Below are 12,540 nucleotides of genomic sequence, written 5' to 3'. Positions count from 1 at the left end.
TCTCTTGTATTCAGCTTTTCTTCAAGCCAGATGTTCCTTACTGTTGAGTGACTAATCGAGATGTTAAAACGCTTTCTCATCTCACCACTTATCCTAATAGAGGTTAGGTGAGGCGATTTGAGTGTTAATGAGATGACGATATTTCGAGTCTTTTCATCGATGCGATTATTGTTGTGTGATTGACCATACAGACGTTTCAAAGCAAGTGGGCCATGGGCTTCAAGTAATTGACGGTTGTTGTGAATGCTTTTGACAGAACAACCGCTTTGTCGAGCCGCTTCTCTAACATTCCCTAACTCATTGGCAAGCTCTATAGCCTCGATCTTTTTCTGAACCTCTTCTCCGTATTCTTTCCTAGAGCTAGGCTCAGTAAGCTCTTTAATCGATAACTCTCGGTCGGCAAAATAAGCCGTAAAACCACCATCAAGTTGCTTACGTAGTTCGACTTGTTGACTCACGATAGAGTGCCGTAATGGGGAGGTAATTTGATACATTGCGTTGGCGTAGCTGAAGGTATGATCTCGACGGATTTTTCGATATTCTTTTTGAATACATATCGCGTCAATGTTGAGGTACTTCGGAACGGGTGTATGCTCAGAGCGCATTAATTTGGCGTTGACTGTGAGGGTCGTTGCCCAATACTCAGGGATGAAGGTATTTTGTAGGTAGTTATTTGCACTGATCATATCAGTAACCCCAGCCAGCCTTAACTCAGGGACTAGACGATCTTGGAACGTATCAAAAGCACGTTCGATGCGACCCTTGCCTTGAGGCGAATTGGCAAAAATAATTTCTATACCCAGCTCTTCACAGGCTCGTTGCATCTGGGAGAAGTGGCAACGTTTTGGTCCACCGAAGATGCCCGCTCTATCGACATAAAGAGTCTTAAAAAGCCCTTTTTTCTTGATATAAGTTTTCATTACTTTGAGGCACCCTTCGGTGGTTTCTGAAGGAAAAAACTCCGCATGAACCTCACTGGTTGCATCATCAATCATGGCGATAAGACAGGATTTTTTATCACCGAACCAAAGGTGCGGACTGCCGTCCATTTGCAGCATTAAGCCTTCGGCTTCCATACGCTCACGTCGTCTTCTTACCTTAGAACGTCGATGTTTGGCTCGTTTTACATGATGGATTTCATGTGCCCAGGTACGAAGCGTCTCCCGTTTTACTTTGATGCCTTCAAATACCTCTAACATATCGGCGAGATGAAGCATGTTAAAGTCGTAATACTTGGCCTTTATAAGAGCTTGAACTTGTTGCTTTAAGGTAATGGGGATTTTATTAGCGGGTGCCCTTCCTGTGTTGCCATGAACCACAAATCGGATACCATCAGAGCGATATCGCCTGAGATAACGTTCAATGGTTCTGCGAGACTTATTGAGGAGCTTAGAGGCATTAGTAATTGAGATTTTACCGAGAGCAACTTTTGCGATGATATCCACGGTAAGCTGAGATTGAGTATTCATAACGATCATCCTATACACCCCTGACTAATTCGTAGCACTAGTCAAAGGATTACGTAAAAATAGAGACCGTCAATTTCCCTCGGTAATTAAGCGAATGACAAAGTCGCTTGGTAGTTACGATACGACAGAATCGCTTGGTGATCACAATCATTAGAGTAGTAGCTCTAGCTCATTTCTGCCCCAAAATTGGTTAGTGCTTTTACTCATTCATATCCTGTTCATGGGGTTTTGCCCAACTAGAAGTTATCCATTTTTCTAATACTGTTCGTCGTGAATTCCCGTGATGTATCAGGGGGCAAATTCGACTTGCCAACAATAATTTGCCTTCCCGCTCTACTTATTGATGTGATTTATCTGCACCCTCGTCTTTTCGGCCAAAGAAGCGTTATTTAAAGCTACGTATCAATACATTGGGGCCTATTTTTGCTTTGAGCGAGCAAGGGTGATTAGAGAAACGGTATGTTAGCTTGGCATTTACGCCTGAGCTTCAGTTGGAAACGGGCACTAGCGACACGTTTGTTTGTCACTATGATTGGCAAGACAATCATATTTGCAGTCTGATCTTACAATGAACCGTTTGAGGCTGCCGCGGGAATGCGGGCCAGCCTTGGGCGATGACGCTATCGCCCACTGCTACCGATTGGGTTATCGCTCGGACTTCACTGACTTGGTTCGAGTAACACGTGATCAAAAATCTTCTTAACGATGGGCGCACTATTGAATGAACCGCCACCGGCGTTTTCGAGGATCACCGTCACGACGATTTGCGGATCGTTGTATGGGGCAAAGCCGGTAAACAAGGCCAAATCTCTTAGGTGTTCGGGAATGTTTTCAGCATCGTATTCTTCGTTTTCTGCCAGACCGAAGACCTGACTGGTACCGGATTTCCCGGCGCTCTTGTAGGGAGCGTTTCGAAACACTTTTCTGGAGGTGCCTTTTTTACCGTGGTTCACCAAATACATGCCGTATCTGGCGAGTTCCCAGTAGTTTGATGGTACGCCTTCGATCGGCGGGAATTCGGTTGGCTCTTTGGCGGTCGACGCGTTGTGATCCGACACACTATCGAGCAACCGGATCGGTTTTTTTCGGCCATCATTGATTAGGATGGAAGTGGCATTGGCGATTTGGATGGGGGTAGTGGTCCAGTAACCCTGGCCAATCCCGATAGGGATGGTATCACCGATGTACCAAGGTTTATTGAAACGACTTCTTTTCCAATCTCTGGTTGGCATATTTGCCGACGTTTCCTCGAATATATCGATCCCGGTACTTTGGCCAAAGCCAAACATCATCATCCAATTGGAGAGTGAGTCAATGCCCATATCGTAGGCGATCTGATAAAAGAAGGTATTGACGGATTGTTCGATAGAGTGAGTCACGTCGACGCTACCATGGCCCCATTTGAGCCAATCGCGAAACGCGCGAGAGTTGCTGTTGGGAACTCGCCACGCGCCAACGCTGCGAATTTTGGTTCTCGGGGTAATGATCCCCTCATTGAGGGCGGCAACGGCAACAAAGGGTTTGATGGTCGAGCCTGGAGAATAGGTACCTAACGTGGCGCGATTGACCAAGGGTCTATCTCTGTCGTTGAGCAAGGCTTTATAGGCGGCCCTGGAGATGCCACTGACAAAGGCATTGGGGTCATAGCTCGGACTGGACACCATCGCTAAGACGCCATTATCGCGAGGTTCGAGCACCACGGCGGCACCTTTTCGACCGCCAAGCAGGTTATGGATGTAGGTTTGAAGCTCAATATCGATATTGAGGGTGATATCTTGACCAGGGAGAGGCGGCACGTATTTGAGTACACGTATGACGCGACCACGACTGTTCACTTCGACTTCTTGATAGCCCACTTTGCCATGGAGCATGTCTTCGTAATAGCGTTCAATGCCAATTTTCCCGATGTTTCTGGTGGCTTTATAATTGAGCTCTTTCCCTTCACTGATGAACCTGTTGAGGTCCGACTCGTTCAAGCGTCCTACATAGCCGAGTGAATGGGTCAAAATATCGGCGTAGGGATAATGTCTCTTGAGCATTGCCATGACATCCACGCCGGGAAATTTATAGCGATTTACCGAGAATTTGGCGACTTGTTCGTCATTGAGGTTGTCCAACAGAGGCACGGAACTAAAACGTCGTGCCCGTTTGAGGTTTGTATTAAACCTTTCTTCTTGCTCTTGAGAGATATCGATGATTTCACGGAGTCTCTCAATCGTTTTGGGAATATTCTTTATCTTTTCTGGCACGAGTTCTAAGCTGAACACTGGCACATTCTCTGCTAAAAGGACGCCATTGCGGTCATAAATCAGCCCTCTGGTCGGCGGCAAAGGAATGATTTTGATACGATTAGAATTAGAGCGTGTCTGATAATACTGATGTTTTGTCACCTGCAGGTTATAAATGTTGAGAACCAGCAGCCCGGCCAGAAAGACAATACATACGAAAGCAAACACGGCTCGGTTTTTGAATAAACTGGCTTCCAGTTCATGATCTCGAAGTCTGCTTCTTTTACTCTTCATAATGTTCTTTTATTGTGGTCGAGTTGAATTGGCCACAGAAGTGAGCCTCGATTGATGGGCGCGTAGAACCAATCACTAAATGGTTGATTCGGCGTATGTAATATCTCTTTTTTCTACTTCGGTTCGCGTCCTTTGGGGAGCGGGTATTGTCGCTTCGAGCATATGAAATACTATGTGGATGTCCATTTCAAGTCTGATTTGGCTTTCTAGGCTAAAACTGACTAAGCACCCCACTGATTATCAAGGAATATGAACGCAAAGCGTACAGCGTTTAATGGTTATTACCCTCAGCCTTCCAAGATGATGATGCGGGGGCGATTCCCGCAGTACGCTCTAAATCCATAAACCTAGTCGTACTATGACTGATATTTTTCATCACCCACCATTGTTTAAGCAACTTAACGCAGCTCTCACCATGATATGACGTCGAACCCATACATTATGATGTCGTGGTTGCTGGCGATGTTTAGAGATTGCCTATTGAATAGCACAGTCTTTCTATGTGTAAATATTGAGCGTACCTTGAGGAGTGATAACCAAAATATATCGTGTAATACCTATATTTTTTCTAATACGTAATGGTCTAAATAGAGTAAATCGCCTAACAAACTTTTGCCCCAAAAATGTGTTTAGATAGCTGCAAACCTTTATAAGAATAATTTGTGCAACAGGCTGTTGCACAAATCAGTCAGAATCAAAAATGCCCCAAAATAAGCCATCGAACCACACAACAACTCATAATAGTGAGCAGGTATAGACATGGTGTTGGAAGTTGCCCTTTTCCTCCGTGGACGCCCTCACAGATTTTATCTTTGAGGCGATGCAAAGGAAAACTAGCTGAATGGATTGGGGCATCTCACGAGGTGGTCAGTAACGTCGCCAGCCTCGATAGGGCAAGCTGATTTGGTTGTTTTTTCTTTTTGCAGCAGCAAGCGTTGACACGTAGTGAGTTCGGGAGAAAAGTGCAGTGACAGTGTGTTCATGGTCACAGTGCTAGACAGGCAGTAAATTTTCTTGCGGTGATCGGCAAGGTTTGTCCAGAGCGTGTAAGACGCTTTGTCGGCGCAATAGGGGTTAAAGTGTACAGGCACAGAGCAACCGGCCACCAATGATTTAGCTTGATACACCGCTTCGCGTCGTTTTTTTGCCGGTTGAGCAAAGGTAAAGTAATAACTGGCGCGCTCAAAGCGTTGTGTGGCGCTATTACCGCCAGGCGCAGAAAATACTGGGTGTTCAACTGGAGCGCTCGGTCTTTGGCCCCAAATATACTGCCAATAGGCAGTCAGCATTCGTTGAGTTTTGTAGTCCGGTTGATTGGTGACAACGCTATCCTGAGGGCTCTCATAGAGTTCAAATCGACCGTTGCGCACTTCGATTACGCCTGAACAGCCATCTGCATCGGAAAGAGCAAGGTGAAGATGCGATTGTGTGTTAGAGGTGTCGGGCAAAAGCTCCGAGACAATTGTAACGTTGTGAGTGGCAAAATACTGAATAGCTTGCTGGACGTTAGCAAAGCGGTCGAGCACAAACTGAACCCAGCGATTGGCGCTGAGGAACTTACCTTTACCATCAGTGGGGCCATAACTGACATGAGAATCATATAAGCCGTTTACTGCAAGCCCCGCTTCATTTAATCCGTCTACGGCGGCATAACCCTTTTTGTCGCTACCCATGATGGTGGTCAAACTAGCGTATTTAGATGTCCATTGCAGTACCTGCTGCGGAGCAATATGGATTTTTGCCGCTGAGTCGGCGCTAAGACCTCGGTTTACCGTGCCTTTAGGGAAGGCGTAAAAGTAAGTATTGACGGGCCAATACCAATCCATGTTGCGCGCTGTCACTGGAAATTTATTGTTTAAGTTATTGAATATACGTGTGCACATATGCGTTGATATCCTTGTTGTCAATAAGTTAAATAGGTTATCATATATGAGACTTATAGGCATTTAACCCATGGACGAACATATGGACATAAACGAGCTCGATGGCAGCTTAACGCTACGCCTCAAAGTGCTTAAAGGCATGAGTTTCGGGATCGGAAGCTTAGCTGGCTTGATGGCTATCGGTAACTTTGTTATTAGCCAGAGCTATATATACGGTACGTTGGAAGGCTTATATGCGCTTTACTCTTGGCACGTTTACCGTCAAATCGATAGGGGTAATGTATACAAGGGCCATAAGTACATTATGTCACTGTGTCTGACGTTGCTCGTCATTATTGGCACCTTCCTCAAGCCAACAGTCAATGGTGTATTTTTTTGGTCGCTGGTTTTACCTATTGTTTACTATTTGTTGCTGGGCTACAGAGTGGGCTTTTTCGCAACCACATGTTTATTTATCATCCAGATCGTCAACATCACTTATCAATTTTACCTAGAGCAGTACTTTGACATGTTGACGATGATGATCAATTTCTCCTTTTGTTATTTCAGTATTTCGGCGGTAGCACATGTGTATGAGTTCAACCGTGAGTCAACGGAAAACAAGCTAAGTAAGTTGGCCACGCTTGACCCGCTGACTGGAACCAATAATCGCCTCGCATTGAAGCATCGTTACCAAGCGCTAAAAGCTCAAGGAACATCATATTTCCTATTGGTATTGGATATCGATCACTTTAAAGCCATCAATGATGAATACGGTCACGATGGAGGAGACTGCGTACTTCAGTCTGTGGTGAAAACGATAGCCCATGTGGTGGGAGGGGAGAATGTGTTTCGCCAAGGGGGAGAGGAGTTCTGTATTCTGTTAGCTGGTGTCTCTCAACAGCATGCTCTCAAAAATGCAGAGGCTATTCGTCAAGCAATTGATAAGACGCCTGTGCGCTATCTAGGGAGGGCGATCTCTGTGACGGTCAGTATTGGCTTGGTTGAGGCGCATGCGTCGAGTTATATCGATGAAATCCAGCGTCAAGCAGATGCCAATCTTTATGATGCCAAATCACAAGGGCGGAATAGAGTTGTTGCATAACACAATTGAACATCGACCTTCTCTGCTGTCTCTTGAGGCTGCAGTACACTTTTATCCATTGCCCCTATTGCCTGTTGAAAGCTTGGCTAGATCTGACCGGGCCCTAGTATTGCTGGGGGCTTCACCAAGCATTTTTCAATACCAAAAGTTATCCGATTCAAACTAAATTATTAGCATCTCTAACGCAGAAATGTCCAAAGTCTTTAAGGCCGAATTTTTACACGTGGCACTTTCTAGCTCGAAAGTGCCCCAAAATGTTTTAGTGTAAATACACTACACCTTTTCTAAGGCGTATTTTTGCCGAACTAAAACTTATCCAAACTCACCTACCCAGAAATTATACCTCACTGAGCAGACTAAATTTTTAATTTGCTGAATTAGTTAATGATTTTTTGTTGAAAGATTAAAATATAGACTGCACTATTACCACGTAAAGAACGGCTTAGCGCCACATAGAAAGCGTTATGCGACTCACGAGTGCTGCGATAAAGGATAAAAATATTATGTATAAAGTCGGTATTGTTTTGTTTGATGATTTTACAGATGTAGATTTCTTTCTTATGTATGACTTACTTGGCCGAACATCTGATAGTTGGACGGTTAGTGTACTTGGAACTAAATCTGAACATAATTCCCATCTTGGTATTAAAGTTAAAACGGACGGACATGTATCAGAAGTTGCTAATCAAGATGTAGTTCTTATCACCAGTGGCAAACGTGGTATCCCAGCGGCGATAAAAGATCTTGGGTTTATGTCGGCATTGAATCTTGATCCGAATAAACAGCTAATTGGATCAATTTGTGCGGGGTCATTCATCCTTCATGAGCTCGGTTTACTTAAAGGCAAGCCGTTAACGACAAACCCAGATGCAAAGACTGTTCTAGAAAGCATGGGAGGGGACGTTCAAGACCTACCTCTAGTGATAGAAGGCAATATAGCAACTGCCGGGGGTTGTCTTTCACTGATGTATCTAGTTGGTTGGTTAGCTGAGAGGTTGTTTGACTCTAGTAAACGACAAAGCATACAAAATCAGTTAATCCCTGCTGGGCAATTAGACCTATTTGAAGAGCTTATTTCCACAACTATTCAATCTGCTGAATTGGCAAATTCGCATACAAGTGTTTAAGGTATTCAAATTAATTTTTCGAATCTGGAATAGGGCGTTTAGAGTAAATACTCCTTCGCATTCTATAAATATGATTTACCCTACTAATAATTATCCGACGTTAATTTCGACGTAAATCCTAAAACTAGTTCATTCTAAAGCTGTCCCTTGTTGGCTAATGACCAAAAGTATACTTTCTTGAGCAAACTTATTCTTCTACGAGAACGTCGCTTTTGATGATGATATTGTGGGGTTATCGCCTCCACTTTCAACTTCGCTTTCATTTGACCTCCATCCACCAACACAAGCTGCCTCCGACGCAGTAAGCCAGCAGATCTTTCCAATCAAACGTGGCTCCCAAAATCACAGCTAGAGGCGATGAAGGTTCGATACCAAGCCAAGCAGCGACCTGTAACAGTTGCCCCAACTCGACAGCAAACGCAATCAACATCACCAGTGAAACCAGCCAATTAACGGGCATGGAGAACAAGCTTGCAAGAAAGTAGTAGAGCCAAACCACAACAAGAACATCACCAAATGTCGGACGAATAAAGCTATCTCGAACATAGAGCGCGATAACGGCCAATGCGATAAAACACACCAAGCTTTTCAGTCCATTTTTTACAGAAAATCGCAGGTGAATAGCGGACTTCTCTTCCACCATATCGCTTGGCTGACCAGTGATAGTAGCTCGCTTAAACATCTTCATGGTTCGCCTTTGCACTTTTTTCTGTTTTCTTATTTCGGGCGTACCAATCGATGTTGCGTGTAATGACCATAGTGAAGCTCAAAATCACGAAACACAGTAATGTACCCATGACCAATGCGTAGCTCTCTGCTTGCAGCAAGCCAAACAACAATCCGTAGAGTGTGAGCAAACACGCTCCAAATATCACGCCGTGTTTGGTGTTGCTCAACATACCGCTCACGTACACACTTAAAAGCCCCGTCGATGCGACTGCTGACACCACATACGCCCAGTTAAAACCTAAGTGTTCACTCATCGAAATCAACAACAGATAGAAAAGCGCTAAAGCCAGACCAATAAAACCATATTGCACTGGGTGAACCGGACGCGCTTGGAATAGCTCCAGTAAGAAGAAACTCGCAAACACTAATGTGATAACCAACAGTGAATAGTTCACTGCTCGGTGGGACTTCAAATAATGGTCAACGGGATCAATCAAATCTACGCCCATTTGTCGCTGTTCAAGCTCGTCACAAGCGTGATTCGATGACAAACAGCTTTGGAACAGCTGCGCGATATTGGTAGAGAAGTTATTGCTCGCCCACTGTGCTTTAAATCCATCTTCAGATACCTCTGACGACACTGGTAAGTAATCACCGACAAAGCTTGGATGCGCCCAAGTTGAAGAGAGTCCAACCGTTGTTTGACTGCCGATTGGTGTGACTTGAAGCTGACCCATCCCTTGCAGCAAGAAGTTAAGATCGAACGCCAAAGGTTGCTCTGCGTTTAGATCTGCAAGTCTCAGAACACTGTGGAAGCCTTGTGGTAACTGATCTAACCCCGTTCCCGGTGCGACTTCGATATCAGAGCTCGCCATGGTCATGTCATCCATCCGAATCAATCCACGGCTGTCTTCAATGCCAACCACTAGGCTCATATTTTTAATATCAAGCCTCTGCAACGCCGCGAGATCGTCTGCATCAAAAGCGCCTTTCAGCGACACTTGCGCTTTGTATAAACGCGCGCGGTAAATGCCTCGGTACTTTTCAAAACTGTCCAGATCCGCGCTCATATCGAAAGTGCTGGGTAGGAGGAATTTACGACGCTCTTTAATCTGTACTTTGTCATATCGGTAACTGGTTTCGCTGTAGTTAACCATGATGAATGGACCAATGATGCGTTGCTCACCGCTGCTGCTGCGTGCGATGTCATGTCTGACTTCATCTTGGCGATATGAGCGTTCTGAGATCAGCCCTGTGACCATTGAAAGCGGGATTTGCAGTAAAACAAACAAAAACAGCACGAATGCGAACTTCGTGCCGAGTTGGTTATTGAGGATCTTTTTCATGTTTCATTCTCCATTTGCTGATGGGGTTAATCTAAATCAGCAATTTGGAGAACAAATGGAGCTAATGTGGAGTTTCTATGGAGTTGGTAAAATCAGGGTCACTTTCACGCCAGCATCGACGTTTTCGACTTGCAACTGACCTTTGTGCAGCTTGGTCACCTGCTCAACAAAATTCAGCCCAAGCCCAGTACTCTTAACACCATTTTCCCGAGCGAGGGAATAAAAGCGCTCGGTCAAACGAGGCATAGCATAGTCGGGAATGTGAGGGCCTGAATTGAAAATCGACAGGCATACCTTCTCTTTCGTGACCTCAGTTTTCCAATCAATGCGTCCCTCTGAATGAACAAAATCCAGCGCATTGTCCATCAAGTTAAAAACGGCTTGTTTCAGTAAGAAGACATCACCAAGTACGGAGAGGTGATCATCAATTTGGATGTTGGCAGTGACCGACTTAGCACTCAAACGCGCATCCGCCGATTCAACCACTTCATTGACCATTTGTTTTAGCGAGATAGCTTCGACTTGTTCTAGCTCGGGCCGCTTTTCAATACGAGCAAGTTCTAGCAACTTATCTATCAATGATTGCATGCGGTCGCTTTCTCGCTCAATGTTGCCAGCAAAGCGCGCGACCTTTTCTTCAGGCAATGGCATTTGCAATATTTCACTCGCACCTTTAATCGCTGATAACGGGCTTTTCAGCTCATGAGTCAGCGTCTGTACGTACTCTTCCACATATTGTTTACCATCGAGCTGATTGCGCATTTTTTCTAATGCGTCGCTTAGCGTGCCGTACTCATAAAAGATACGAAATGTCGGCTTAGAGACCTTTTCGCCCTCACCCATTTTGGTCGCATAGTCTTCTAGCTTGTTCAGTGCCGAGTGAACTCGCCAAGCAAACAATGCCCCTGCCAATAGCACTAAACCACTCATCCACACCATCCAAAATAATACATTGCGTTTAGAAAGATCGATGAAGGGTTGTACTGAGCGATTGGATTTTGCCACCGTCACGCTGCCAATGATTTCGCCTTTGTGGTAAATGGGTGCAGCAACGTGCATAACGGTTGAGAGCGGATCTTTCGGGTCTTCGATGGTACTGCGCGCGCCGTATTGACCACGCAACGTGAGATACACATCGTTCCATTGCGAGTAGTCTTTGCCAACGCCTTGCTGCCAAGAATCCGCAATCACAATGCCTTGTTTATCGGTAATATAAATTCGATGGTTGATCGCTTTTTTGCCAATTTCCCAAATGCGCGCTTGGGGTTCTCGCTGCCCATAAGCCGCTAGTAGTTTGGAGAAGCGACTCTCAGACAACTTTCCGTTTGCAACGTATTCTTCCGCCAATACCGCGAGTAAGTTCGCCATATCCACCAGTGTCTCTTCGGTGGTTTGACGCACGGTAGGCTTAAGTTCTTGGACAACCGTTTTGCTCACCATATAAGCCGTCATTCCGACTAAGATGAAGTAGAGAAAAAACAGTCTGAGTCCAAGTGGGATCTTCGGCCAGCGATTCATCATTCACCTTTAATGCAGTAAAAGTAACCAAATCCACGCTTGGTACAGATGCGTTCAGACATCTCAAACGGCTTCAACTTATGGCGAATAGCTTTGATATGGGTATCGATATTGCGCTCGTATGCGGCCTCCGGCGCCATGTCTGCCGCGACCATGAGCTGCTCTCGACTCAATACATTGGAAGAGACGGAGATCAGCTTATCGAGGATCTTAAATTCGACCGCAGTTAACCCAAGCATTTGTCCACCGACACCATAATCAAAGCTCTGCGCAACCAAATCGTGGCTCACTTGAGGTTGTTCTGGAACAGCAACAGGCTCCGGCTTGTGCTCCTTCATTGGCGCTTTAGCTTTGATTCGAAGTTTAATGCGAGCCAACATTTCACGCGGGCTAAATGGCTTAGTCACGTAATCATCCGCGCCAATCTCCAAGCCTACCACTCGGTCAATTTCATCGCTTCTTGCGGTGAGAAAGATAATGGGAATATCAGAAAACTCACGGATGGTTTTGCACAATTCAAAACCATTACCATCCGGTAAGCCTACGTCTAACACAAGTAACGCTGTGGAGTTGTGCTGCAAAAAAGCTAAGCCCTCTCCTGCCGTTGCAAACCACTCTGCGTGGTAGCCGTCCATCTCTAATACATGAATCAGGTTCTCTGCGATGGCAGATTCATCCTCAATAATGACGACGGTTGATTGGTCGCTCAATGTCTTAACCTCGTTGGCTATATTTATCTTAATTTCGTCGTTACTTGTCTACCCTGAGGTTAAGGCTATCGAATTGATACTGGAAAGGCAAAGTTCGTGAACCATCTCTGGAGATTGTTACAAAAAATCAACTCCAGATGAGAGATCTTCATCATCAATACTGGATCGTGGATTAAGTGATTTTACCATAATACGGCTCTTCTCCGCTTAGA

At 45.1% G+C, this 12,540-nt stretch carries 9 protein-coding genes; 2 read left to right on the top strand and 7 right to left on the bottom strand.

Annotation, left to right across the window (positions count from 1 at the left end):
• From AB4589_RS10405 to AB4589_RS10395, 3 genes are all read right to left on the bottom strand, one after another.
• Positions 1–1,478, bottom strand: a 1,478-nt coding sequence (locus AB4589_RS10405) for an ISNCY family transposase (protein WP_102582964.1), incomplete at its 3' end; no start/stop codon positions are given.
• Between the two features lie 650 nt (positions 1,479–2,128).
• Entirely contained in the window at positions 2,129–3,991 is a 1,863-nt protein-coding gene (mrdA, locus tag AB4589_RS10400; RefSeq protein ID WP_371691505.1) for a penicillin-binding protein 2, read from the bottom strand.
• Between the two features lie 833 nt (positions 3,992–4,824).
• Positions 4,825–5,874, bottom strand: coding sequence for a linear amide C-N hydrolase (locus AB4589_RS10395; protein WP_372100345.1), 1,050 nt, complete (start codon positions 5,872–5,874; stop codon positions 4,825–4,827).
• A gap of 82 nt (positions 5,875–5,956) precedes the next feature.
• Here AB4589_RS10395 and AB4589_RS10390 point away from each other — a divergent pair, with 82 nt between their 5' ends.
• Both AB4589_RS10390 and AB4589_RS10385 read left to right on the top strand, forming a co-directional pair.
• Positions 5,957–6,958 (top strand): diguanylate cyclase, encoded by a 1,002-nt coding sequence (locus tag AB4589_RS10390; protein ID WP_017093451.1) that lies wholly within the window; start codon positions 5,957–5,959, stop codon positions 6,956–6,958.
• 503 nt (positions 6,959–7,461) lie between these two features.
• Positions 7,462–8,085, top strand: coding sequence for a DJ-1/PfpI family protein (locus AB4589_RS10385; protein WP_108112085.1), 624 nt, complete (start codon positions 7,462–7,464; stop codon positions 8,083–8,085).
• A 259-nt stretch (positions 8,086–8,344) separates the two neighbouring features.
• Here the strand turns inward: AB4589_RS10385 and AB4589_RS10380 are convergent, their stop codons facing one another.
• From AB4589_RS10380 to AB4589_RS10365, 4 genes are all read right to left on the bottom strand, one after another.
• The gene (locus tag AB4589_RS10380; protein ID WP_280605062.1) at positions 8,345–8,773 is read right to left on the bottom strand and encodes a DUF2809 domain-containing protein; all 429 of its coding nucleotides are present in this window, start codon (positions 8,771–8,773) and stop codon (positions 8,345–8,347) included.
• The gene (creD, locus tag AB4589_RS10375; RefSeq protein WP_371710812.1) at positions 8,760–10,100 is read right to left on the bottom strand and encodes a cell envelope integrity protein CreD; all 1,341 of its coding nucleotides are present in this window, start codon (positions 10,098–10,100) and stop codon (positions 8,760–8,762) included. The genes AB4589_RS10380 and creD overlap by 14 nt, the downstream gene beginning before the upstream one ends.
• Positions 10,101–10,175: 75 nt before the next feature.
• Positions 10,176–11,618: a two-component system sensor histidine kinase CreC gene (creC, locus tag AB4589_RS10370; RefSeq protein WP_280605060.1), complete on the bottom strand. Its 1,443-nt coding sequence runs from the start codon at positions 11,616–11,618 to the stop codon at positions 10,176–10,178.
• Positions 11,618–12,328, bottom strand: a complete 711-nt coding sequence (locus AB4589_RS10365; protein WP_280605059.1) for a response regulator — start codon at positions 12,326–12,328, stop codon at positions 11,618–11,620. The genes creC and AB4589_RS10365 overlap by 1 nt, the downstream gene beginning before the upstream one ends.
• Between the last annotated feature and the right edge of the window lie 212 nt (positions 12,329–12,540).

The sequence above is a fragment of the Vibrio sp. 10N.222.49.A3 genome, from assembly GCF_041475145.1.
Classification (GTDB): domain Bacteria; phylum Pseudomonadota; class Gammaproteobacteria; order Enterobacterales; family Vibrionaceae; genus Vibrio; species Vibrio tasmaniensis_A.
The sequence above is the reverse complement of the archived record's forward strand: the minus strand, read 5'-3'. Positions and strand labels throughout refer to the sequence as shown.